Consider the following 25,749-nt stretch of genomic DNA (forward strand, 5'->3'; position numbering starts at 1 on the left):
GCCCATTAGCTAGAAGTTCCTCACGCAAAGCCTAATATAGGGCGATACTTTGCGTGAGGTGCGATGGATGGATATATCGCCCAACTTAATTTTATCGTTTCTATAAATGGGCTTTGCACCTTATGAACTTTTAATATAAATAAGGGGCTGAAAAGCGATGTGTACACCATTTATTAGAAACCATCAATATAACTTAATTAAGAAACAAACGAAATTTGTTCTGCATACCCTGCGAACCGTTGCGGATCGTAGAGTCTTGGAGACTGTAAGATATAGTGCTGCTACGAACATTATTGAGGCATTTCCTTCTCTTACGGAGAATCACAAGCAGATGCTGGAACAAATATCGACCTTCGAAACTGCAGAAGATTTCCAGAGATATCTTAGTGAATTAGAACCATACCTAGAGTCATATCCGACGATTACGCTGAAGCAGATTCAGAAGCTATTCCCTAAGAATAAGAAACTGAAAGTACCTGATCTACAACTCATCGACTATCGCAACATAACGTATTTGAGTTGGATAGATATTGCCAGTAATAAATTATTCATTATCTATCCGTACGAAGGACAGTTCATTGGTATTGAGGGTAGAATCACACCAACGCACAAAAAAGGGTACTGCATGTTCTGCAATCGGCATCAAGAGCTTGCATTCTTTTATGTTAAGACCAAGAATGTGAACGTTTCGCCGGATAATATTTCTGCTGTGGGTCAATACGTATGTCTGGATAATCAGGAATGTAATCGGAGCATAACCGATACAGCTAAGCTTGAGAGGTTCATTCTCTCTGTCCGCAAATAATGTTTAGAAAAGGCTCCCTTAGTGGGAGCCTTTTTTGTTAAAAATATTGTCAGGATTTAGACAATCCGTTTCATTGAAGCAATGAGGCACGACATTAGTGGATATAATGAGATTCAAGAGCTGAATAAATAATATAAGCGTTTACAAACAGAGAATTCGAGTGGTTATAAAAATAGTCAGAAAATTTCCATATGACGTGCTTTGTTACTTAAGCTATAATGAGGTCTAAAAAAGAAAACGGGGCGTTATAATGAATCAAATGAAGGGTAACAAAAATCTTCTCTCGGAGAAGGAGGAACGCTTCTCTTCCGCGGGCTTTATTTTTGCCGCCATCGGCAGCTCGGTTGGGCTAGGGAATATGTGGAAGTTTCCTTATATTACAGGAGAAAATGGGGGGGCAGCTTTTTTCCTGCTTTTCATCGTCTGTTTAGTGCTGATAGGGTTACCGGTGCTGTTGGCAGAACTGGCTATCGGACGCAGCGGGCGTGGTAGCGCGGCGACCTCTTTTATGCGGGCTGGAGGCGGGAAGAGTTGGTTTGCAGCTGGAATGTTGCAGGTACTTGCGCCGTTTCTAATTCTCTCCTTTTATATTATTGTTGCTGGCTGGACGCTGAACTATTCGATGATTGCTTTTAATGGACAACTATTCAGCACTACTGATTATGCAGGCGAATTCAATTCGTTTGTCTCTGGATATATGCCAATCGTTTGGCAGGGGATAGCCATTCTGATTACGGCGGGTGTAGTCATCCTTGGCGTATCAGGCGGGATTGAGAAATTTAACAAAGTATTAATTCCTGGTATGGTCGTACTCCTTGTAGTGCTAATGATTCGCGCGGTAACCTTACCAGGTGCATCCGCAGGGGTATCTTTTTTCCTAAAACCGGACTTTTCAGTGTTGACAGCGGAATCTGCGCTAGTTGCATTGGGACATGCCTTCTTTTCATTATCGCTCGGGATGGGGATTCTCCTGACTTACGGATCTTATGTTGATAAAAAACAATCGCTGGGTACCGCTGCCATCGCAATCGGTGCAGGAGATTTGTTATACGCGTTTATCGCAGGCTTGATTATTTTTCCGACGACGTTCTCATTTGGTATTGCTCCTGATCAGGGGCCTTCGCTGATTTTTATCGCTTTGCCAGCCGCTTTCTCGGCTATGCCTTTTGGTGCGCTCTTCGGCGGTTTGTTCTTTATCTTGCTGGCGATTGCTGCTCTAACCTCAGCTGTATCGCTGCTTGAAGTGCCTGTATCCTTCACAATGGAGCGCTGGAATTGGAGCCGGAAACGTTCGGTTTGGATTTTGACGCTGATCTGTTTCCTTCTTAGTATTCCTTTAGCGATGTCACTGGGAATGTTCCCGGAGCTAACGATTGGTGGCAAATCTCTATTTGATGGGTTGGACTTTATCACCTCTAACATTATGCTGCCGCTTGGAGGTCTGCTGATTACCATCTTCGCCGGTTATTTCTGGAAAGGTGCAGCGGAAGCCGCTGGACTACAGGCGCGCTGGTTCCGTGTTTGGCTGTTTATGCTCCGTTATGTGGCGCCGATCCTAGTGTTCCTAGTGCTACTCCATACCTCGGGGATTATTTCCTTCTAATTCTGAAATTTATTTATCCAAAAATAACTCTACAACCCCTGAGGGTTGTAGGGTTTTTTTGTGTTGAAAAGAGGGGATTAAATTGATTTTTAATTCCTACTTGACTAGGTGGAATAATTGGAATATAGTATAAAAAAGCTTGAACGGTATGGAAGGGAATGTAACTAACCAATCCATTCTTAACTAATAATTGTATACAATTATACAAATATATTATTGGGGTTCGGATCCCACAGATTATCGATGAGGAGCAGTATAGAAATGGCGATACGATCACGAAGGTTATCAAAGGATAATACCTACTATGAATTAAAACAAAAAATTATTGATAGCGAGTTTGAACCGAATCAACCTGTAAATGAAGAAAATTTGGCGGCCTTGCTCGGGGTCAGCCGCACACCTCTAAGAGAGGCGATACAGAGACTGGAGAACGAGGATTTTCTGGTTCGACAGCCAAATGGAAGACTGCGGGTAGCTTCAGTAACCCTTAAAGAGGTTGAAGAAATATTTCTTATTCGCAGCATGCTTGAAGGCTATATTGCAAGAAGTGCAGCTAAGCATGCCACAGAGAAAGATATTGTGAATTTAACGACGATGATTACAAAAATGAAACACTCGTTCCAGCTTGGTGATAATCAGAATTTTGTTACATATGGATTTGAGTTCCATGATTATTTATCAGAAATCAGCGAACTAAAAACCTTCGAGAAGGTTCTGAATCAATTAAGAGATCATTCGCTTCGTTATTGTCGATTCGTCTCTATGCATGGGGATTGGAACACACAAGCGGATGAAGAACATGATCTTATTTTACAAATGATCGCTGCTAAAAATGAAGATGGTGCTGAAAAAGCCATGCAAGATCATATTTTAAGCAGTCTATCGACTGCGCTTGATCGTATCAAAGGGATTGAAGAAAAGCTGGAAGCATAACGAAAGGGGAGTACGTCACCTATGAAACCACTGACTGAAGTTGAGCAAGCTTTAGCTATTCAATTAATAGAGGTTCGCAGAAACCTGCATCGTGAGCCTGAATTAGCGTATGAAGAGTTTAAAACCACAACAAAATTACGGGAATGGCTGACCCAAGCCAATATTCACATCCTTGACTTGCCTTTACAAACCGGACTCATTGCAGAGATCGGGCAGGGTCACGGACCCATAGTGGCCATTCGTTGTGATATTGATGCACTTCCCATAGAGGAACAAACTGAATTGTCCTTTGCCTCAGAGATCTCAGGAAAGATGCATGCCTGTGGTCACGATTTTCACACGGCTACTATTTTAGGTGCTGCATTATTATTAAAGGCTCGTGAAAATGAACTACCTGGAAAGGTTAGAGTATTGTTTCAACCCGCAGAAGAAACAGGGCATGGGGCGGAAAGTGTCTTAGCCTCGGGAGGACTCCAGGATGTGGCAGCTATATTTGGTCTCCATAATTCACCTGACTTGCCTACGGGAGCTTTTGGAACAAGAACAGGAGCTTTAACAGCCGGTGTTGACCGGTATGAAATTACAATAAAAGGTGTCGGCGCTCATGCTGCTTATCCTGAAAAAGGTGTGGATACGATTGTAACTGCGGCTCAGATCATTACCGCACTACAAACCATCGTAAGTCGCCAAAACAGCACCACGGAACCAGTAGTGTTAAGTGTTACCCGAATTAATGGAGGCTTCACATGGAATGTATTGCCGGAAAAAGTCGAATTAGAAGGTACAGTAAGAACTTACAATGAAGAGATTCGCCGCAATATTCCAATACAAATGACTCGTCTTATCGAAGGGATTGCTGCGGGAGCTGGGGCAGAGGCCCAGTTACACTGGTATCCAGGTCCACCCGCAACGATAAATCATGGGGAATGGGCGGACTTTACCAAAGAGATCGCCTCAAATTTCGGCTATGAAGTACATGATATTCCTCCACAGATGGGTGGAGAAGATTTCTCTTTTTATTTACAACAGATACCGGGTGCTTTTGTGAATATAGGATCGGGTCCAGCCTATCCCTTACATCACCCTCGTTTCGATGTTGATGAAGCTGCGATATTGCCAGCTGCTAAGTACTTCGCTTTATTGGCAGAACAAGCGCTGGTGAAGCTGCAAGAGGAAGCTTAATCCTAAAGATGATTGAGGGGAATGGAAATGATTGAATTAAAGAATGTTTACAAATCGTTCACTCGGAAAGGGACCACTATTGATGCTCTTAAAGGAATCGATTTAAAGGTCGAAAAAGGCGATATATTCGGGGTTATCGGCTATAGCGGTGCTGGGAAAAGTACATTAATTCGTTTAGTCAATTATTTGGAAAGACCCACCAAAGGACAAGTTATGGTCGCTGGACGTGATTTGGGAACATACAACGATAAAGAGTTGCGTACCGCTAAGAAAAATATCGGAATGATTTTTCAACATTTTAATCTATTAGAATCTAAAAAAGTATTTGATAATGTGGCGATCCCTCTAGTTCTCCTGAAAAAGAATAAAAATGAAATCCGCCAGCGGGTAATGGAGCTGCTAGAGTTTGTTGGATTAAGTGACAAAGCGGGGAGTTACCCGAGTGAGCTATCAGGTGGTCAGAAGCAACGTGTCGGGATTGCCAGAGCGCTTGCCTCGAATCCGTCTATCCTTTTATGTGACGAAGCGACCTCTGCCTTAGATCCACAGACCACACATTCTATCTTACAGCTATTAAAAAAAATCAATGCTGAATACAACATTACCGTGATGATCATTACACATGAAATGTCCGTGATTCAAGAAATTTGTAACAAGGTAGCGGTCATGGAAGAAGGCCGGATTATTGAGCAAGGAAGTGTTCTAGATGTATTCGGAAGTCCAAAACATCTGACCACGCAAAATTTCGTGAAGACGGTTATTCAAAATAGCATGACCTCTAGCGTGCGGAAATCTATCAAAACAGAACCCGGAAGTCAGCTGTACAAGCTTAATTTTGTGGGAGCAAGTGCCTCTGAGCCTATCCTGTTTGAAATGATTCGCTCCTGCGATATAAAGGTCAATATTTTATTTGCGAATACGACGGAGATTCAAGAAACAACTCTGGGAACAGTGATCATTCAATTCGATGGTGAGGCAGCAGAGATTAACAATGCATTATCTTTCTTAACAAGAAATGGAGTCGGTGTAGAGGAGGTAGAATCTAATGTTTTCGACCACAGTAACAGGTGATCAATTTCTGCAGGCGATTATAGAAACAATTCAAATGGTAGGGTTCTCCTTGTTTGTTGGTTCCCTGATTGGGATCCCATTTGGGATATTGCTTGTCATCACTCGTCCGGGTGGGGTTTTGGAGAACAAAGCGCTTTACGCCGTACTAAATCCAATTATCAACATCATTCGCTCATTGCCTTTTATTATTTTACTGGTTGCGATTGTGCCTTTCACACGATTGATTGTTCATACTTCAATTGGGACAAGCGCAGCGATCGTACCCTTGATTATCTATATCGCACCTTATATAGGACGGTTGGTAGAGAACTCACTGCTTGAAGTGAATCCGGGAATCCTTGAAGCCGCTGAGGCGATGGGAGCCACTCCTTTTCAAGTCATTTGGTACTTTTTATTGCCAGAGGCGGTTGGATCCTTAATCCTGTCTCTTACTACAGCGACGATTGGTCTGATAGGTGCAACTGCAATGGCTGGAACGGTAGGGGGAGGCGGCGTGGGAGACTTGGCGATTGTATATGGATACCAACGCTTTGACACTGTTGTCGTAGTAGCCACCGTGATTATCCTCATTATTTTAGTGCAAGGTATTCAGTCTTTAGGCAACACGCTAGCAAGAAAAATTCGTCGTTACTAGTTACTACATATTCTGGGAGGGACTCGACAGATGAGTGAATGGAGTAAGCAAGATCGTTTTAAAGCATTATTATCTGGAGAACGGGCGGATCGTCCAATCGGAAGTGGTTGGCGCCATTTTATCGACAAAGAACAAACTGCAGATGATTTAGCAGAAACTACGATTTCTTTTACGAAAAAATATGATTGGGATTGGGTCAAGATTAATCCAAGAGCGACTTATCTGGCGGAAGCTTGGGGGAATCAATACGATTTTACGAATTATCAGACCGTATTTCCGAGACAGCAAACGACGGCTATTCCAACAGCGGCTAGTCTGTGGGATATCGACGTCAAAAAGGCAGTCCAGTCAGCCCCTTTGGCAGAGCATTTAGATGCGGTTAGAAAGATTCGTCAAGGGTTACCAGACATCCCGCTAATCCAAACTGTATTTTCACCATTAACAGTATTGCTATTTATTGTAGGGCGTTCTGCTTACGTTACTAAAACGGTGTTTGGTATTGAGCACCCGGTAACTTTGGAATCCTTGTTTAAAGAACATCGAGCGGCAGCACATCATGCGCTACATGCGATTTCCTTAACCTTAGCCGATTATGTACAAGAGTTACAGCAAGCGGGTTCTGACGGTTTGTTCTACGCAGTGACGGGCACAGCTCACCCAGGATTATTTGATGAAGCTATGTTTGACGAACTGTCCAGACCTTATGATTCTATTGTGTTAGAAGCAGCAAGCTATGGAAAAAACATTCTTCATACTTGTGGAGCCTACGCCCAGCCTGAGAAGTTTAACGATTATCGGATTGACGGGATCAGTTGGGATACGGTAGCCGAGGGGAACCCAGGGTTAGAGGCAAATCTCAAGGCTACTAAAGTGGGTGGAGTCGATCATGGGTTGTTTGCGGTAAACGATATTGCCCAAATCAAGCAGCAGGCTGAAGATGCATTAAAGTTAATGAAAGACCAGCCGTTTATTCTATCTCCAAATTGCGCAATCCCACTCAATGTGACGGATGAGGCGTTGGCACAATTTAAAAAATCTATATTGGAATAGGGGAAGTAAGTATGAAAAAGTTAATGTTAGTGATGATGATAGGTGTTCTTGCAGTGTTGACGGCTTGTGGCAATAAAGAGGCGGGGGATTCTGGAGATAAGAAAAAGCTTACCGTTGGATTTGGTGTCGGAACCTATGAGGAACAATTCCGCCAATCGATTCTACCGATTCTAGAGAAACAAGGGTATTCCGTTGATATTAAAACCTTCTCGCAAAACATGCAGGTCAATCCAGCAATGAAGGAAGGCTCCATTGACGCAAGCATATTCCAAAGTACAGCTTATATGGAGGCCATTAACGAAGAAATCAATGCAGATATGGTCGGAATTGCTTATGTTCCAGGTGCTCCACAAGGCCTTTATTCTGTAAATCATACCACGCTAGACGATGTTAAAGACGGTACAACCGTAGCTGTTCCGAACGATCCGGTAAACCAAGAGCGTGCACTGCGTATTCTGGAAGAATTGGGTTGGGTCAAAATTAAAGAAGGGGCAGGCGTAGCGGATTTTAATATTAATAGTATGGAACCGGATAAATATAATATTGATATCAAAATATTGGACCCCGCTCAAATCCTTGTCTCCCTTCAAGATGTTGATTATGGCGTTGTAAATGGTAATTATATTGCTAATTCGGACAGAAAGATTACGGATGCTTTGAAAATAGAAAACACACCTATGGAACACAGAATTATCGTATCGGTTAATAAAAAGGATGAAAATTCTCAGTGGGCTAAAGATTTGAAAGCTGCTTATGAATCCAAAGAGTTTGAAGAATATATTCTTGGATTAGAAAAATATGATGGTTTCATTCTACCTGAAGCTTGGGACAACAATTAATTAAGGAAGTGAACGGAGTGACCAAAGAAAAGATTCATTTTATTGGTGGCGGACAGATGGCGGAAGCGATCATCCGCGCATGTATAGCGAATAACACCTTGTCTGTAAATCAAATTAGTGTAGCGGATATTAATGAAGCGCGTCTGCAGTTTTTGAATACCAAATACGGTGTAGATACGGAGAGTTCGCAAAAGCATAACCTGTCTACAGCAGATGTGATTGTAGTGGCAGTTCGCCCACAGGATGATTTAACTACACTTGGTCAGAACGTACAACAATTCGCTACAGCTTCTGCCGCAATCGTATCGATTGTGGCGGGTGTGACGAATGATCAGTTAGCTGGGTATTTTGGAGTTGAACGGTCCATTATCCGGGTTATCCCCAATACTTTAACCGATACAGGATATGGCTATAGTGGTGTAGCGTTAAATGCTTATGCTACTCGTGATCAAGTGGAGCATTTCCTACTCGGCTTTGGAAAAGTACAATATCTGGATGAGGCGTTAATGGATGTTTTCACTGGATTTGGTGTGGCGGGTCCTAACTATATCTATTATTTCATTGAATCTCTCGTAGATGCAGGTGTACTTGCCGGACTGCCGCGTGAGCAAGCCTGGAAGGTTGCACTGGAGAATATGATGGGCTCGGTAGCAATGCTGCAACAGACAGGGCTGCATCCACGACAGCTGCTGGATATTAATAATTCACCTGGCGGTGTCGGCATGCATGGCTTGTACGAATTAAACAACAGTGATTTCGCAGCGGGTCTGCAAAGAAGTGTTCTGGCAGCCGTAAAACGTACTACTGAGCTGGGAGTGAAGTAAGCATGGCAACGATGAGATGGGATCATTTAGTTCACTATGTCAATGATTTGGCCAAACCGGTTGAGCTCTTTGGAGCTCATGGATTGGTTGCTTTTAAGGGAGGCTCTCATAAAGATTGGGGAACCTATAATGCCTTAAGTTACTTTGGGCTAACCTATCTCGAGTTTCTGGGCATTGAGAATCTTGAGCTGGCAAAGGCAACTGAACATAATCTAGTGGTGAAAGATGCAGTTGAACTTTTACCAGAACATGAAGTTCTAAGTAGAGTAGTCATCCGGACGGATGATATTGAAGAAGTAGCGGCTTCCCTGGAAGCAGCAGGCTTATCATTATCTCCAATTATCGATGGTAAGCGTCTAGATAACGAGGGCAGATTAATAGAGTGGCGGATGATGACCATTGCTGGTGACTTTGGGGGACTGGTCTATCCGTTCATCATTCAATGGAGCGGAACGGATACAGAGCGAGTGGAAAGATTAACATCATCTGGAGTCATTAAACCTCATCCTGCGGGAGAAGTAGAAATCGTGCGTGCTGTATTCCATGTCTCCGATCCTGAAGCTGCAGCCAACCATTGGGGAACGATATTCGGACTGCCAGTTACGAAGTCAGAGGATGATACCTTCAGCCTTAAGATTGGCGATAGATCATTTGCTTTCGTGCAAGGAGACGAGAACCAATTTAAGCAGGTGGTTTTTGAAACGGATTCGTTAGAGCTGAAAGGGAAGACGATTTCGATTGGTGATGGGGAGTATGTTTTCGTTTAAGGGACTAGTAACGTTATAACTTTAGAAATAAAGACTTACTTGAAGGGATCGATACCTCGAGTAAGTCTTTTTGCTGTTCACCGAAGGAACTAATGATGCTGGCATTATTTTGTTTTAATCAATTTGTAAGATTTATTGAATTTCATTATATGGTACGATGTCCATGATATAAAAGGAGGTAAAGATAATCGGTGCAGAACAAAAATACGTGGTCCATTTCCTCGTCGGATAAGCTTAATGTGGATCTAGGGCAGATAAAAAACCTTGATTATGCCTCTAAATTTATATTACTATAGATATTTTTTCTCGCTTGGCACTATGGATTTTGATAAACATAATGGATAAATTTAAATATTACATATGGAGGTAATTACGGATGAAAACTCACTATTACTTAGATTGGTTTTATGATAAGGGTTTTTCTGAGAAGCTAGTCAATGTGTTGCATGAGGATATAACAGACAGAAAATCGCTTATTATGATTAGCGCTGAATCGTCTGATTTTAAAGATGAGCAAGTTAATATTGATAGTGTTTTTGAAAGGACATGGTTTAATCAGGCTAACATTTATTTTGATGAATATCATTTCATTGATGACCGCACGCAGAAGGAAGATGCCCAGCGATTAATTCAAAACGCCTCTGTCGTTTTTTTATGTGGTGGAACCGCTCGGGACCAAAAGCACCTTTTGACGGAATATGAATTATCGGATTTGATTAAAAAAAGCAATGCTGTTGTAATGGGAACAAGTGCTGGTGGGATGAACATGTCTGATGAATATGTGGATGAATGCACTGTTTGTGAAGGTATGGCTCTTAATCACTTTTCTTTTGAAGCTCATTTTGATCATGATAACACCGCGCTAATTGAGGGGCGTTTTCCTTTATCGAATAAAATGGATATTTATGTGGCGGCAGACAAAGATGGTGCTGTACGTGTGAAGGGCAGCAAAATCGACATTATAGGCAATGTATATTTAATTTCCCACTCAAAGATTCAGAAATTGGCTGAGACGCTCTAATTATGGTTGAGTGGTTGTGACACTGACGGTTAACTAAATGGTATTTGTTTTGAGTCCCTATTTGACAGCACCTTACGAGCAAATCGAGTTGATTACTCCTGCGAAAAAGGAAGATTACGCATAACGCGCATACGATGTTCAAGCCATCAACATTCGATCTTGAATTTATATCATTCGAGATCCATGTAAAGTTATCGGAATCTGCGATGGTAAGGATATGAAGTTTTAAGTGAAGAAGCGTTTGATACAGTGAGAGGAGAAATCAAGTCTCTTTTCTTATGTACTGGGTCTAGAAAGGAGTGAATAAGCAATGGAGTGGAAAGGCGATGCAAATGCCAATAAAAAAAGAGAGTCTCAGTTCACTGAGGAACTATCGGAGTCACAATTATCGGCTTTAGAATATGTTACGAATTACGCGCGAACTCGAAAAAGTGAAGCAGTTCAGACCATCCATGAAATTCTTCAAATGTCTAATGTGGATCGGGAAGAGTTTGAAGATGCTGTGGTCAAAATAAAGTCACATGCGAAGATTGCTCTGCATTTCCATCCAGATCGACTAGATCCGGTAAAGAAAAGTGTTGCAGAGGCGCTATTGGAGCAAGGCGTGTACAAGAGCCAATTTGAGACCTTGTTATCCAGTGGTAGTGTATCAGCCTATTCTGGCGGTCCACGTGATTTGTGGGAGGAAAGACTATTTGGAGGGGCATACCAACAAGAGGGTGCTTCGAATAGCGAACGCCCTAAATATGGCGCTCTTGATTTGATGCGTCATTCGGATGGGCCAGCTCCGCGCTTTGGCTCCTGCTATTTCCTCCTATCCCCTGAGGTTTCTTATCGCAGTACATACACCTATATCGATTCGCATCAAAACCCTGTACAGAAAGGGACATATGCAGAATTTGATGATATGATGGCGGCATTATTAGAGGAGATTTTCTTAAGAGATTCCGCTCTAGGGGAAAAAGATCTTCAATCACAAAAATTAGTCGACCATCTTCGGGTCAACCTCACAATGCCGTTTACAGACCCTTCAAAGGGTGAAGCTAAACGTAATCTTAACCACTATATTGAGGCGCAAGTTCATGGAAACATTCGTCTAAAGGAAGATGTGGAAATTTTAGTTGCCGATCCTTCATTCAAGGGTACTCCAACAGGGCGAGTCATGGAGCAAATATGTTTACAGTATGCCATCCAACTCTATTGGCACATGGGATTCGCGATGTGGGTAGACGAAGTGCCTTCAGATTTTAGAGGGCCTTCGATGCCCTCCGTGGCTAAGCGTATTGCTCATCACGGTTATATTGATGCGAGCATGATTGGATCTGCTGCTATGCACTTAAAGCATGATCCTTCAGCATGGCGGGACCGAGGAACCGAAAAAGAAGTACTTCAAGAATTAAAACTCTTATGGCATGTTTTGGTATGGTACGGAAAGCCGCTCCGAAACTTTAAGTTGTAAGAAGCCTTGGTACGCTTGAAGTGAGGGGGATTTAGGTAAAAGAAACAAAAAAAGCGAATTTCCCTCCGTATGGGATATTTGACTTGTCATTGATGGAATTTTCGTGTGAATCAATTTTTCAAAGAAGCTTTTGCGGCTCAGTGTTGATTAGAAGTTTTTTGCGTTGAATCATGGAAATATCGTGCTACATCTTCTACCATGTTACAGTACAATGGGACTGTGGTTTATAAGACCTAGATTATAAAAATAAAACATTATGTTTAGTAAGATTCTGCACCGGCCATTATACAAGTGATTGCGGATAGCTCAGTCGAAAAGCTGAGGATGCTTCGCTCCATGTACCTGTATTCCTTCGAGAATTCGCTTAAGTATCTGAAAAAGTTGGAACGGGAATTCATTCAAAATAACCTGAAATAGAACAAGTCGGAGCATGGATTGGTCATGTGCTCCGGCTTGTTTTTATTTTGTTAATTTTTCTGACTGTCTTGCGTAGAATGATGCGCCTTGGGGAGAGGTATGTCTATCTCGGCATCGGCTTGGACAGTTTGGCTCAATATCCGGGCCACATGCTCATGAAATTGCCGCAACGCTTTGTCGGATGGCTGATTACTTTCCTTGATTACATATTCACGTTTTTTCATTGGTATTTTCCTTCAAAATTTTACAGTTGTCATATTCGATGATGTGTCATCAAAAATGCTCAACATTCTACTAGGATGGCGGCAAAAATTTAACAAGTTTGGAGTAGAAGCTATTATGGAAAGCAAAACAATTAAACACGTAGCCGTTTATTTAAGAAAATCACGAGACGATGGTGAGTTTGAAGAAGTTCTCTCGAAGCATAGGGACACCCTTCTGACTTTGGTCGAGAATGGAAATTGGACCTATAGGCTATATGAAGAAGTGGCCTCTGGTGAGAAGATAGAGTGCCGTAAGGAAATGCAGAAGTTACTTCGGCATGTTGAAGACCAGCTCTATGATGGGGTAGTGGTCATGGATATTGACCGTTTAGGGCGTGGAGAAAACAAGGATTGGGCACTCATTAAAGATACATTCTTAAACTCAGAAACGGTCATTATCACACCAAACAAGATATACGATCTGGAAATAGACAATGAGGATGTATCATTTGATTTCATGTCCATTTTTGCCAGAATAGAATACAAAGCGATTAAGAGAAGAATGAAGCAGGGCAAAGAGGCTGGGGCGAAGAAAGGCATGTGGACAAACGGAAAGCCACCGTTTCCATACTATTATGATAAGAACACAAGGTCGGTACTGGTGGATGAAACGAAGCGTCCGATTTACCGAGCGATTGTTGAAAAGTATTTGAATGGAACAAACCTTGGTCATATTGCCATTTGGTTGACGGATAACAAGATACCTACGCCATACAACATTAAGCCCGATGGAAAGAATAAGGGATGGTCAAATATTACGGTTCAAAGATTGCTGGCAAGCGAAATCCATTTGGGTTTCATCACATACGGCAAAACCCGTTCCAAGCGTGGACAGGTGGAGCTTGTACCAGAAGAAGAGCGGATTAAAGTCATGGGAACACATGAAAAGCTGAAAACGCTGGAAGAACATGAAGTCATTATGGAGCGGCTGCTTAAGAATCGCATGCTGAATCCCAATTCAAGGCGTAACATTTTTCCTTTGTCAGGGTTGCTGTATTGTGAGAAATGCGGTTCTCGGATGAGATTTAGAGTAGGTGAGAACAAGAAGCAGGGACAGCATTGGAGTGCATTATGTTATCACCAGTACAAAGACGGAAGCAAATGTGAGCAGCGTGGCAAGGTAATGGATGTTGACTTTTTCAATGCGCTATATGACCGAATTATTCATGTAGATCTAAACATTTTACGGGAGATTGAATTGCATGGAAGTAGGTACAATGATACACAGGTCATTATCGAGGTCAAAGAGCAGGAGTTGAAAAAGCAGAAGCGGGCATTGGACAAGCTGTATGAATCGTATGAAGAGGACATGATAACGAAGCAGGTATTTTTGGAGCGAAAGGCTGTTCGGTCAAGGCAGATACAGAAGCTGGAGGAAGAGTTGAAGGATTTGCGGAAAGTTGTAGTAGATGAAGGGAATTATCCGACTGTGGAGCAGATATATGAGCGGATAGGTGAGTTTAGGGAGTTGTGGAGCGCTTCAGTGACGAGTGAAGAGAAGAATCGAGCGTTGAAGAAGTCAGTGGAGCGGATTGTGTATGATCGGGAAGGGAGTCGGGTGGAGTTGACGGTTTTTATAGGTGATGTATTAAAATTTTTAGTAAAAAAAGAAGCTGCTGTCCTCGCCTTAATAGTGCTTTTGGTTCTTCTATTTTTATTAGTCAGTATTTAATAAGGATAGGACTTTGAATTGGGTTTTGAAACAAAACATGACAATAAAGTACAATATATTCCACTTGTGAAAAGTATATGTTATCCTTACTAGGAAGAGCTATGAACAGGCAACAATAGGATGGCCTAATTGGACTTCTATATATGGAATTACTGATAGATGCGGTATCTGAACTACAAAGTTATTAGGGGTGATGTTGATGGAGTTATATAAATATCTCGACTCAATTGGTCTGAAGCGTCCAGATAAAGCATTCAAAAAAATTCATTATGAATGGAATAAGAGAGATAGAGAGACTTTCATGAAAAATTTGTTTGTGCTAGTGGATGTCAGTCCCCCTCTAGATCATTCTTTATTTAACTTTAGTGTAAACAGGAGTTTAGCAGGATTTCCGACGCCATGTTCAGATTTTGATTGTAGAATTAATAATATTGATAATCTAGCCAGATTTGCATCTTTATATGCTGATACGATTTTTATACCTTCACCTTTTGATAAGTATCAAGAAGATACCAATATTCCTTTAAGTGAACTTTTTTTTGATGTATGTCTTTTACTAAAATTGCGGCCATTGGTAGAAAATAATATTATTAAATTTTCATCTGAGTATCTATGCTTGTGTTCTTCTTGCTTAGATAAACTAGCAAAAGAAGAAGTGAGTTTCGGAGAGAATATGTCATTAGTCGAGGAAATTCTTATAGAAGAATACCTTGATAATGTAGATTATACAGTTAATTATGTAGATGAAGAGCCTTTTGTTGAAATAAGTGGTCCTGAAAAATACATAATACATGGAAAATCATTTGTGCATTTCCGTAATTATATCCCTGATTCCATAAAAGGATTAGCTAAGAAGGGGCGCTCTATTCAACTACCCAAAAGCGCTATTATCGAGAGCGGATTATTAGAATCTTTGACCTCTCCGATCTTTGAAGATTTATATCATCAAAATTCTTTAGTGAATTTATACGATATTTCATACCTTACTAATAGAGATATTGACTTTGATATTTTAAATGCTCTTCACTCCAAAGAGGACGCTCAAAAGTCCACAAATCTAATGGAAGGCCTTACGCATCTACTACCGGTTCTTAGAGATACAAGTATTGAGAAGATTGTAAATCTTCGATTAAAAGATGGTGAAGCTTTTTCAGTATATAGAGATTCCTTATCAAGTGTAGTTAAGGGGAATCATAATTATAATTCAAAAGAATTAAAGGGAATATTTAGAGATAAAATTAATCCGGAATTGAATAAAATAGAACAGACTATTAAGAGAAATAGAAAACATCTCACAGGCTCAATAGTCAAAGATATTATTTTTGTATCTTCTATTGCTTCAATCGGTCTGTATAGTGGATTACTTCCAAAAGATATTGGGAAAATTGTAGCAGCAGTAGGGGGAACTAGACTTTTATATGACATGTATAACAAAATGGGGAAAGCACTAACATCTGATGAAGAAATTGAAAAAAGTTCATATTATTTTTTATGGAAGTTACAAAAGTAATCAACTATTTTTAGATTTTAAACATACGAGCCTAGCAAACCGAGGAGTATTTTTTGATGAACTATTTTGAGATTTATAAAGTTTTTATCAAAAAAATAATTGATTTCTTAGAAAGAAATAAAAAGTACATTCCTTTTTCTTCTTTTTTTATCTGGTATTTAAAAGTGCCTTGGTATTTAAAACTAGTCATTGGGATTGTTACAGGCTTCATTACAGTAAAATTGTATTACACAATTGGGTTTATTGTTTTGCAAAGTAAGGCTAAAAATGAAGCTCTTTCAATAATTACAGCTTATCAAAATCCGATTAAATTTGATGATACATTAGTTTATAGCTATTCATTTTTATTTTGTTTTATTGTCATTTGTACACTACTTCCTTTTGTAATTCCATGTGGAGTACACATTTACTTAAAGGATTCTATGAAAAACATTTCTGAAAGAAATAGTGAGAAAAGATTTTTGAAATTTATAGTAATAACATTACTATATCTATTCATATTTTTCTCATTGCTCTGGGGTGTTTTGATTTCAGTTCCATACCTTGCTTATATCATGTTATATAAATCGAAGGATGCAAGTTTATTAGAACTTATTATTAGAAGAATAATGGGACAAATAACGTCGATACCCAATATAGTTTTGTTAAATGTAGAGTATCTAAATTCTCAGATCAAGTATTCTTTAATAATCGAAGTATGGATGCTTTTGGTTCCAATACTGCTATTAATTGGCATGAAAATTCTTTCGAATAAAAGAAAAGGCAGATTATCTAAACTTTTGTTTAATATCTTATCGCCAATAGTCTCATTTTTCATATTATTTGTGTTATTAACACATACATTTTATATCACTGGTTATTTCGGCAAAAGTATATCTAATTTTGACATGGATTATGTAAAGGTAGAATTTGATTTAAATGGTGTTCAAAGTATTGAAGGAATCAGGGTGTTTGAAAATAAAAATGAAATTATAATTAGAGATGTATGTAATATAACACACAATATCATTTCCGAAAAAATTCATGTCACAAGTATAAGTGAGTTTTCTATAAGTTGTAAAAATGCCGAGCTAGTTTCACCATAAGTGTTTCTAATCCGGTGAACTGGTTCCCCGTGGTCCGAAGAAGTTTTGAAATCTACAAACATGATAACAAACCTGTCTTCTTATCTATTGGGTAAACTATTTGTTGATTCACACGTACCTGTCATTAATGAGTAGTTTGTATGAATCAATGTTATTTAACTCCTCCTAATAAATATTGGTGGGAGTTTTTTTGCATGTGGAAATTTTCTCGATTTGATAGATTTACAAAATATGGAATATATGCTATCTTATCTATGAAAGCGCATCCAAGAGATGGTATATTGAACTTTTATTTACCATATTTAACATAGGGAGGAAAGGTGGAAATGAAAAATTTGCTCAAGAAGGCAATCACAATGATGCTGGCATTTACTCTGCTACTTGGATTGATGACAGCGCCGCCCGTTCATGCAGACAACGCACTTTTCACAATTGAAAGCGAAAACGCTCAGCTCACCTCCGATCTTCAAGTGACGACCCAAATTTACGGACAGCCCAAACCCGGATACTCTGGAAGCGGATTTGTCTGGATGCAGAATTCCGGTACAATTTCCTTCACAGTGACTGTCCCAGAAACCGGCATGTATACGATCTCCACACGTTATATGCAGGAGCTCAGTGCTGACGGCAGGCTTCAATCTTTAGCCGTTAACGGCGTTACGAAGGGGTCGTATATGCTGCCCTATACGACCACATGGTCGAATTTCGATTTTGGCTATCACAAGCTGAATCAAGGCAGCAACACTATTCAACTGAAGGCTGGCTGGGGTTTCGCTTATTTTGATACCTTCACTGTGGATTATGCTGACCTTGATCCCCTGGATGTGCAACCTGTCCTCAGTGATTCTCAAGCCACTCCAGAAACTCAGCTTCTGATGAATTATTTAACGGAGGTTTACGGCAATCATATGATCTCCGGCCAGCAGGAGATTTACGGAGGCGGAAATGACGGCAATTCCGAGCTGGAGTTTGATTGGATTCATAATTTAACGGGAAAGTATCCGGCCATCCGCGGATTTGATCTGATGAACTACAATCCGCTTTACGGCTGGGAGGATGGTACGACCGCCCGGATGATCGATTGGGTGAATAACCGGGGCGGTATTGCGACAAACAGCTGGCATATCACTGTGCCCCGAGATTTCACCGCCTATCAGCTCGGGGAATTTGTGGATTGGAAGAAAGCCACCTACAAGCCGACAGAAACCAATTTTAATACAGCCAATGCAGTAGTTCCAGGTACGAAAGAATACCAATATGTACAACTGGCCATTGGGGATTTGGCGGAGCAACTGCAGATTCTGCAAAATAACAATGTGCCGGTTATCTTCAGACCCTTCCATGAGGCGGAGGGCAACGGTGGATTGAATGGAGAAGGTGCATGGTTCTGGTGGGCTTCGGCAGGCTCGGAGGTGTACAAGCAGTTGTGGGACCTGCTCTATACTGAACTTACAGAAACGTACGGTCTGCACAATTTGATCTGGACCTACAACAGCTATGTGTACAGCACTTCTCCCGCATGGTATCCCGGCGATGATCAGGTGGATATTGTAGGCTATGATAAATACAACACGATCTATAACCGCTATGACGGTTTGTGTGGTGTGCCCAATGAGGACGCGATTACCTCGATTTTCTATCAGCTTGTTGATTTAACCGGCGGTACGAAAATGGTAGCCATGACGGAGAACGACACCGTTCCAAGCGTTCAGAATCTGACAGAGGAAAAATCGGGCTGGCTCTATTTCTTACCGTGGTATGGTGAGCATCTCATGAGTTCCGCCTTTAATTATCCGGCTACCTTAACAACGCTGTACCAAAGCAATTATGTAATCACGCTCGATGAGCTGCCTGATTTGAAGGTTAACAATCCAATTCCAAGTGCGTCTATTACACCTGCAAACGTCGAATTTGATAAAAATGCCTCCAATCAGAATGACAAAGCCATCACCGTGAATTCAAACGGCAATACGTTAACCGCTCTCCGGGCAGGCGCCAATGCATTGACAGCGACTCAGGATTATACCTTGAGTGGAAATACGCTGCTGCTCAAAAAAGCATTTCTGGCGACACTGCCGGTTGGCGAGCATTCGATCATCTTTAATTTTAATAAAGGACAAGATCCCGTATTAAAAGTGAAAATTGTCGATTCCACGCCAAGCGCATCCATTGCGCCCGTGAGCGCTGCATTTGATAAAGCGGCGAATCTAGCCCAGGATATTTCCGTAGTCCTTACCTTAAATGGACACCAGCTTGCAAGTATCACAAATGGAAATTCTACACTTTTAGCGAGTCAGGATTATACGGCATCAAGCGCTGCTGTTGTTCTGAAAAAATCCTATCTTTCCACGCTGCCGCTGGGACAGAATACCCTAACCTTTCATTTTAATGGAGGAAATAATGCTGTTCTTACAGTGAACGTAGCGGATAGCAGTGTTCCAGTACCCACTGGAGATTTGACGGTCCAAGCTTTTAATGGCAACACAAGTGCCTCCACCAACGGGATTTCACCCAAAATCAAAGTAGTCAATACCGGTGATTCAGCGATTCAACTAAGTGATGTGAAGGTCCGGTATTACTATACGATTGATGGCGAGAAAGATCAGAGTTTCTGGATCGACTGGGCCAGCATCGGAAATGCGAATGTAACCGGAAATTTCGTTAAGCTGGCGACTCCTGTTGCCAGTGCAGATTATGTTTTGGAAATTGGTTTCACGAGTTCGGCTGGAACACTTAATCCAGGTCAGAGCGCAGAAATTCAAACCCGTTTCTCCAAAACCGACTGGTCCAATTACAACCAGGCTAATGATTATTCGTTCAAGGCATCCAGCAGTCAGTTCATCAACAATGAACAGGTCACCGGGTATATGAATGGTCAGCTTGTGTGGGGGATTGAGCCGTAAGCTTTTAATGAAAAAAGGTATCTTTGTTTTACACAAAGATACCTTTTTTCATTTTGGGAAGAAGCAGGGAGTGCAATGGGAGAAACATTTCTGAAGTAGCCAGATTGCTCGATGATCAGTTTCTGGAGAAGGAAAAGCTTGAATTGAGCAATATTACCATCGACTGTGTTGGCATAATTGCAGAACTGGAGCAAAGAAAATTTGTTGAAATTGGAGAATTGGGTGCTTGTGTGGAATTTTTGTAGTCAGTCGCGATTCTCCTGAGTCGTTCCTATGGCGTGCAATGTCGCATTAATCCGGCTGCAATGTCGCAAAAGTACATGGAAATAGAGTATGAAGATAGATTATACTCGCTTTATTGATCTGATAATGAAAATCATTATCATACATAAGGGGGAGTCAGCATGAAAAGAACAAAGAAGAGGCAAGCAACCGCTAGAAAGGTAGATGCTGCCCAAAAAGCAGGACTATTAATGATATGGATGATGGCACTGGTACTTGTGCTAACGGCTTGCGGTACTGGAGGGGGAGCAAATGCGGGCACTGCCGCACTGCCATCTGCTTCAGCCGAGCCGTCACCTACATCTGAGACACAGGCTCAGACTACAGCCTTCCCGGTTACCATCTCGCATATGAAGGGTGAATATACGCTGACTGAGAAGCCGAAGGTCATCGCCGCGCTTGATGTGAAATTCGTCGATCAATTGTTAGCGATAGGCGAGCATCCGGCAGGAAGCGTTGTGGCTGGAGCGAAAGATGCAAAGTTTCCAGAATATTTAAGTGAACAATTGGGTGATGTGAAGGTCCTGGGCACACGCGATGAGCCCAATCTTGAAGCTATTGTAGCGATGAATCCGGATCTTATATTGATGACGGACTTTCAGGAGCAGGTGTATGACAGCGTTAGTAAAATAGCGCCCACAATAGTACTCGACTTCTATGAAGATTGGCGGGATACATCGGCTACCATCGGTATGATAACGGGCAAGCAGGCGGAGGCGAAGGTAGTGCGTCAAGCCTACGAGGACAAAATCGTCGGACTGCGGGAACAGCTGTCGGCGAAGCTGGGTGACGAAACGGTAGCTCTGATTCGCCCAAGACCGGAAGGTATTCGCGTACACGGTCCCGAACATCGGACCGGAAGCATTCTTTATGAGGATTTGGGATTGAATATCCCTGCATTCGTTCAGGAGATCAAAGATGATACCTCCGTTGAAATTTCGATGGAGACCATCGCTGATATCGGAGCAGATCACTATTTCCTGTTATCGGATGAATTGTTTGCCAAAGAGGCAGAGGCAATGGCGAACAGTCCGGTCTGGAAATCTCATGATGCCGTTAAAAATAACCGCGTATACAATGTGAATTCAACGCTCTGGATCGCTTATTATGGCCCAATTGCCCTCAACATTATTGTAGATCAAACGGCGCAAGCGCTGTTGGGATCACATTAAAATGGACAACTATCTGTCGTCTGCCTCTTGGAAGCAAATGGCGGAGGAATATCGTCTGTGGGTAGGTGAACCGCCTGAAGGCAACGTTCGTACAATTGCTCTTAGCCAGTTGCACGAAGAAGCTGCATGCCGCGAGTATGTAAGCTGGCTTAAGGGTTATATCGGTGCGCCTGATATGCAGGTTGCCGCTTCCATGCTGGCCAAGCGGATCGGTTATCTGTGGATCGCGCCGATGCTGACCGCTATGACCCTTCATAACCGGGAAGTCTCCATCCCGCTGGAGAACTGCTTCCTCTATCATCCGGCTTCCCCAGCTTTTAAAGGGGATACGCGTTTTCCTTTCCTTGCGCTAAACGGGCTTCGAGCGACGGCGGCACCCGAAGACAGGGAAGCCTGGCGAGAAGAGATCGTAGAGGAAATTTTCGCGGTACGTCTTGCGCCGCTGCTGCACACACTTGCTGCAATTGGTCCCGTCTCCATGGCAGTACTTTGGGAGAATATTATGGTACGCATTGCCCCGTTGTATTCTCCTGGAACAGATGAATTTGGGCAAGAAAGGCAACGAATGCAAGCCGATTTTGCTTTCCTAACCCGGATAGCTCCCGGACAATTGTTCGGCGTAAGACGCAATCCGTTTACCAGGTTCACAGAGAACAATGACCTAGCTCCGGTTGCAAAAAACAAGCGTATCACCTGCTGTTTTTATTACAGGATGTCGGCGGAATATTGCGGAAAATGTCCGAAAATTGACAATGAGAATGAATCTCAATTAAAATGACAACAGTAACGCACTCACTTATGTTGCGGACGCGCTTTCACTAAAGCATTTAATCCTATTCAAGTGCGCCCGTTAAACAGAGGATGCTATTGTCAGGAGATGAGAGAAATGCCGCTCAAAGAACAGGCAAGTTTATGGAGTGATACAACGATCAAGATGCTTGATGTGCTTAGCGGTACTTTGCCACCCGGCGGCGTTATGAGCGAAACCGGATTAACAGCCAATGTGTTGCTGCTGGCAGGCGGCGGGGAAGGTAGGCTTGTGATGAATGGCGAAATTTGCCATATCCAGGCCTATTTCGCTTGTCACGCAGTCAAGGGATCAGCATTTACTTTGACTGCTGGATCAGAAACCATTCATTATACCGTTATTATGTACAAGGCTTTTCCAATGTTGGGGGCTGCCCATGTTCTGTTTCCGCAGAGCAATCACCCATTACGAACTTCATTTGTTCACCGTCCTGTGCTCCTGGCTGAACTGCATCAGACTGCGGAACAAATCGAAGCCAAATGGAGCCGGGGCGAAGGGCTGGAGCGTTTCCATGCGAATGCGCTACTGCAAGGAATGCTTTACGAGCTTATTATGGAGTATGAATGTGGTCAGAAAGGCACAGAGGCGGATATGGTGGATGTTGTCGCTGCCTATATAGCGGGGCATTATCGTCAGGAGCTGGAGCTTAAGGAGCTGGCAGCGCTTGCCGGATGCAGTACAAGACAGTTACAGCGGCGATTCAAACAGGAGAAGTTACTAGGACCGATGGAATATGTAATCCAGCTGCGGATGGAGAGTGCCGAGCGGATGTTGCGTCATACGGATGCTCCCATCGGCGAAATTGCAGAAAAAACGGGCTATCGCGACATGTATTACTTTAGCAGGGCATTTAAGAAATATCATGGAGTTCCCCCGCAGATCTACAGGCGCACTACCGCTTCAGGGATCCGTGCTCTCTCAGCATATTCTGGGCTGCCGGATCGCCTGGCCTCATCGTACGAGTCGCTGCAAGGCCCGGTAATTTGTCATATGCGAGGCGAATATTGCGTCACCGCTTCTCCGAGGCGTATCGCCGTACTCGACGTTCAATATGCAGACCATTTGCTTGCGCTTGGGATATCCCCGGCAGGGAGTGTAGGAACGGGCAGTGCAGGGTTAAGATTCCCCCAATATATCAGGGAAAGACTTAAGACAACGGAAATGCTCGGAACTTATGAGTACCCGGACCTGCAAGCTGTCGAACGGCTGCAGCCGGATTTGATTGTCTGTACTGAGGTGCATGCCCAGCATTATGAACGGTTAAACCGGATTGCGCCAACCCTAATGTTTCAACGGAATGAGAGCTGGCAGACGATTTTGAGCCTGTTCGGTGAATTGACGGACAAGCGGATAGAGGTGGAGCGTATTATTGCGGATTACCTGCGCCGAACAGCATTGCTGTCTGAGCAGCTTGCAACGGCGCTGGCGGGTCAGAGCGTGGCCTTGATCCGTCCGCGTGAGTCGCTGGTACGGGTACATACTGCCTCCCATCGCACAGGTGCCGTGCTGTACCGTGATCTTGGTCTGCCTGCTCCTCTATTTGTCGCAGACACTTCCGACACGGCTTATCATATTACAGTTGATAGACTGCCAGCTGTGCATGCCAACCATTATTTTTTACTTAGTAACGAGATGATGCAGGAGGGGGTATCAGCGACAGAGCAAAGCGTCCGAGGGATGTTGGATTCCGATGAGCGGCCGTATATATACCCGGTAGATGCCGCTACATGGATCGGCTGCTACGGACCGACAGGTATCAATTACATTGTGGATCAGGTAGCCCGTACCTTGCTGGCCTGAGCGGTATCTAAGAGCATCCCCTAATTTCAGGCTATTTTTAGCCTAAACGTGAACAGCTCCTGTGATTATCACAGGAGCTTGTTTGTGCTGCGGATTATTATTTGTTGGGATAGCGCTTAGAACTATCTGTTGGCTCATGCAGGTGCTAAGGGCAGGGCCTTCTTTACGTTATTCCAGACCATTGACAATTATTGTAAAGATGGTGTATTGTAAGTAGTAAGTAGTAAGTAGTAAGTAGTAAGTAGTAAGTAGTAAGTAGTAAGTAGTAAGTAGTAAGTAGTAAGTAAATCAAACGCTCACCATACGGAATAAATATCATCCTGTAAATATGAATTAATGGATAGGGGTGGATGGTTATGATGGATCTTAAATTAGCACCAAGTTTTTCATTGATCGCGCTTAATGCACAGAGAAGTCTTCAGATGACTACTGTTAAGAAAGTGTCTTTGCGCTGCATGGCAGCAGCGGTTATATTGGAGCTTTACTTAGAGGGATGTTTTACACAATCTGAGAACAAGTTAACTTTGCACAAGGAAGCACTTGATCAATCTCATTCAACACTCTATAGAGAAACTGTTCTACAACCCTTACTTCATAATAGTGCTGAGGTAACGGGTGACCTAAATTGGTGGTTAAAGAAGGCTTCGAGGAAGTCTAACCATCAATTAAAAAAGTTCGAAACCGCGATTTCAGATTATCTTCAAGCAATGAATTTGCTTGAAGATATACCAAGCCTGATAGGAAGCGATATGTATTTTGATTCTGCTGAAGTTGAAATTAGAGCCTATCGCAGTAATATGGAGGCGTACACAAGCATTACAGAGAATATGCGGGCAGAGATTTTGGAAGAGGGCCCAGTAACAGATGAGGTCATTTGTATGCTATGGCTACTTCGTGAATGTGGATGTATGCATGATTTCTTCTCGCTGAACGAATTAGAAGAGGTGAATATCAAATTACATGATCTATACCAAAGTAACTTATGGGCAAAGGCGCTGTTTCCTATACAAATTCGCCAGGGAGTTGAGTTAGGTATCAAACGTTTTTTAGCATTGAAGACAAAGTTTGCGAAGACCTTTATCGGCAGTAGTCTCAATCTTATCTTCCCTGCCCTAGAGCGATCACGAGCTGTCTTTATAGAAACAGAGTCCTGGTTTGATAATTCTAATCAAAGGTTAGACGCAGTTATTACAAGATTAATGTCCTATGGACATGAAGTTAAGGTGCTGGAGAGAGGATCGATTGCGACTCTTAAAATTGATAATTTGCTCTACGATGCGATCCCACATTTTGTAATGATGAAAGTGCCAATTCAAGGTGTGCGTCTTATTCCGAAGCGCCCGCTGTAAAGGAGTTGGTTATCAATGTCTAGACAACGATCCATGGAGAATATTATGGCGTCAGAATATGTATCGATAGGGGAATTAGTAAGAATCACAAATACTCGTTATAGTACACTCAAACATTATACAGAAGAAGGCATGCTGCCCTTTGAACAGGCAGAGGAGAATTTAACACGCAGATATAAAAGAGAAGAAACCGTCGCGCGCATTCTTTGGATCAAAGAAATGAAAGCAAACGGTTTATCTATCCCACAAATTAAAGAAGCTTTAGGAATGAATTAAATTCCCCTTATCCTTGCAGTCAAA

General features: G+C 42.3%; 23 protein-coding genes. 22 read left to right on the plus strand and 1 reads right to left on the minus strand.

Features of this window, described 5'->3' with window-relative positions:
- Positions 1-157 precede the first annotated feature (157 nt).
- From MHH63_RS08640 to MHH63_RS08695, 12 genes are all read left to right on the plus strand, one after another.
- Entirely contained in the window at positions 158-805 is a 648-nt protein-coding gene (locus MHH63_RS08640; protein ID WP_036688678.1) for a FusB/FusC family EF-G-binding protein, read from the plus strand.
- 250 nt (positions 806-1,055) lie between these two features.
- Positions 1,056-2,408, plus strand: a complete 1,353-nt coding sequence (locus MHH63_RS08645) for a sodium-dependent transporter (protein WP_076127152.1) — start codon at positions 1,056-1,058, stop codon at positions 2,406-2,408.
- A gap of 261 nt (positions 2,409-2,669) precedes the next feature.
- Positions 2,670-3,341 (plus strand): GntR family transcriptional regulator, encoded by a 672-nt coding sequence (locus MHH63_RS08650; protein ID WP_052097124.1) that lies wholly within the window; start codon positions 2,670-2,672, stop codon positions 3,339-3,341.
- A 30-nt stretch (positions 3,342-3,371) separates the two neighbouring features.
- Positions 3,372-4,523: an amidohydrolase gene (locus tag MHH63_RS08655; RefSeq protein ID WP_445321764.1), complete on the plus strand. Its 1,152-nt coding sequence runs from the start codon at positions 3,372-3,374 to the stop codon at positions 4,521-4,523.
- Positions 4,524-4,550: 27 nt separating this feature from the next.
- Complete coding sequence (locus MHH63_RS08660; protein WP_036688670.1) at positions 4,551-5,594, plus strand: methionine ABC transporter ATP-binding protein; 1,044 nt, start codon at positions 4,551-4,553, stop codon at positions 5,592-5,594.
- On the plus strand, positions 5,569-6,228 hold the full coding sequence (locus MHH63_RS08665) for a methionine ABC transporter permease (RefSeq protein ID WP_036688669.1): 660 nt from the start codon (positions 5,569-5,571) through the stop codon (positions 6,226-6,228). Before MHH63_RS08660 ends, MHH63_RS08665 begins: the two co-directional genes overlap by 26 nt.
- A 30-nt stretch (positions 6,229-6,258) precedes the next feature.
- The gene (locus MHH63_RS08670) at positions 6,259-7,278 is read left to right on the plus strand and encodes a uroporphyrinogen decarboxylase family protein (protein WP_341031405.1); all 1,020 of its coding nucleotides are present in this window, start codon (positions 6,259-6,261) and stop codon (positions 7,276-7,278) included.
- Positions 7,279-7,289: 11 nt separating this feature from the next.
- Positions 7,290-8,117 (plus strand): MetQ/NlpA family ABC transporter substrate-binding protein, encoded by an 828-nt coding sequence (locus MHH63_RS08675; protein ID WP_076141012.1) that lies wholly within the window; start codon positions 7,290-7,292, stop codon positions 8,115-8,117.
- A complete protein-coding gene (gene proC, locus MHH63_RS08680; RefSeq protein WP_341171411.1) occupies positions 8,102-8,941 on the plus strand; it encodes a pyrroline-5-carboxylate reductase in 840 nt (279 codons plus the stop codon). Before MHH63_RS08675 ends, proC begins: the two co-directional genes overlap by 16 nt.
- 2 nt (positions 8,942-8,943) lie before the next feature.
- On the plus strand, positions 8,944-9,708 hold the full coding sequence (locus MHH63_RS08685; RefSeq protein WP_341171412.1) for a VOC family protein: 765 nt from the start codon (positions 8,944-8,946) through the stop codon (positions 9,706-9,708).
- Positions 9,709-10,084: 376 nt separating this feature from the next.
- On the plus strand, positions 10,085-10,729 hold the full coding sequence (locus tag MHH63_RS08690; protein ID WP_280753072.1) for a Type 1 glutamine amidotransferase-like domain-containing protein: 645 nt from the start codon (positions 10,085-10,087) through the stop codon (positions 10,727-10,729).
- A 310-nt stretch (positions 10,730-11,039) separates the two neighbouring features.
- Complete coding sequence (locus MHH63_RS08695; protein ID WP_341171413.1) at positions 11,040-12,188, plus strand: DUF3626 domain-containing protein; 1,149 nt, start codon at positions 11,040-11,042, stop codon at positions 12,186-12,188.
- A gap of 467 nt (positions 12,189-12,655) precedes the next feature.
- Here MHH63_RS08695 and MHH63_RS08700 read toward each other — a convergent pair whose 3' ends face one another.
- Entirely contained in the window at positions 12,656-12,829 is a 174-nt protein-coding gene (locus MHH63_RS08700; RefSeq protein ID WP_341171414.1) for a hypothetical protein, read from the minus strand.
- A 115-nt stretch (positions 12,830-12,944) separates the two neighbouring features.
- On the opposite strand from MHH63_RS08700, the gene MHH63_RS08705 reads away from it, so the two are divergent.
- The 10 genes from MHH63_RS08705 to MHH63_RS08750 all read left to right on the plus strand — a co-directional run bounded on the left by MHH63_RS08705 (position 12,945) and on the right by MHH63_RS08750 (position 25,725).
- Positions 12,945-14,540 carry a recombinase family protein gene (locus MHH63_RS08705; protein WP_341171415.1) on the plus strand — a complete coding sequence of 532 codons (1,596 nt, stop codon included), beginning with the start codon at positions 12,945-12,947 and terminating at the stop codon, positions 14,538-14,540.
- Between the two features lie 199 nt (positions 14,541-14,739).
- Positions 14,740-16,050 (plus strand): hypothetical protein, encoded by a 1,311-nt coding sequence (locus tag MHH63_RS08710; RefSeq protein ID WP_340033277.1) that lies wholly within the window; start codon positions 14,740-14,742, stop codon positions 16,048-16,050.
- A gap of 56 nt (positions 16,051-16,106) precedes the next feature.
- Positions 16,107-17,135, plus strand: coding sequence for a hypothetical protein (locus MHH63_RS08715; protein ID WP_340033276.1), 1,029 nt, complete (start codon positions 16,107-16,109; stop codon positions 17,133-17,135).
- Between the two features lie 326 nt (positions 17,136-17,461).
- The gene (locus tag MHH63_RS08720; protein ID WP_341171416.1) at positions 17,462-20,038 is read left to right on the plus strand and encodes a glycosyl hydrolase; all 2,577 of its coding nucleotides are present in this window, start codon (positions 17,462-17,464) and stop codon (positions 20,036-20,038) included.
- Between the two features lie 53 nt (positions 20,039-20,091).
- Entirely contained in the window at positions 20,092-20,283 is a 192-nt protein-coding gene (locus MHH63_RS08725; RefSeq protein ID WP_248548605.1) for a hypothetical protein, read from the plus strand.
- 159 nt (positions 20,284-20,442) lie between these two features.
- On the plus strand, positions 20,443-21,492 hold the full coding sequence (locus MHH63_RS08730) for an ABC transporter substrate-binding protein (RefSeq protein ID WP_341171417.1): 1,050 nt from the start codon (positions 20,443-20,445) through the stop codon (positions 21,490-21,492).
- A gap of 1 nt (position 21,493) precedes the next feature.
- Positions 21,494-22,270, plus strand: a complete 777-nt coding sequence (locus tag MHH63_RS08735; RefSeq protein ID WP_076316293.1) for an IucA/IucC family C-terminal-domain containing protein — start codon at positions 21,494-21,496, stop codon at positions 22,268-22,270.
- A 108-nt stretch (positions 22,271-22,378) separates the two neighbouring features.
- The gene (locus MHH63_RS08740) at positions 22,379-24,100 is read left to right on the plus strand and encodes a helix-turn-helix domain-containing protein (protein WP_340033274.1); all 1,722 of its coding nucleotides are present in this window, start codon (positions 22,379-22,381) and stop codon (positions 24,098-24,100) included.
- A 356-nt stretch (positions 24,101-24,456) separates the two neighbouring features.
- A complete protein-coding gene (locus tag MHH63_RS08745; RefSeq protein ID WP_339243956.1) occupies positions 24,457-25,449 on the plus strand; it encodes a hypothetical protein in 993 nt (330 codons plus the stop codon).
- Positions 25,450-25,464: 15 nt separating this feature from the next.
- Complete coding sequence (locus MHH63_RS08750) at positions 25,465-25,725, plus strand: helix-turn-helix domain-containing protein (protein WP_076190848.1); 261 nt, start codon at positions 25,465-25,467, stop codon at positions 25,723-25,725.
- The last annotated feature ends 24 nt before the right edge of the window (positions 25,726-25,749 follow it).

Source organism: Paenibacillus sp. FSL H3-0310, assembly GCF_038002785.1.
GTDB lineage: Bacteria > Bacillota > Bacilli > Paenibacillales > Paenibacillaceae > Paenibacillus_AQ > Paenibacillus_AQ odorifer.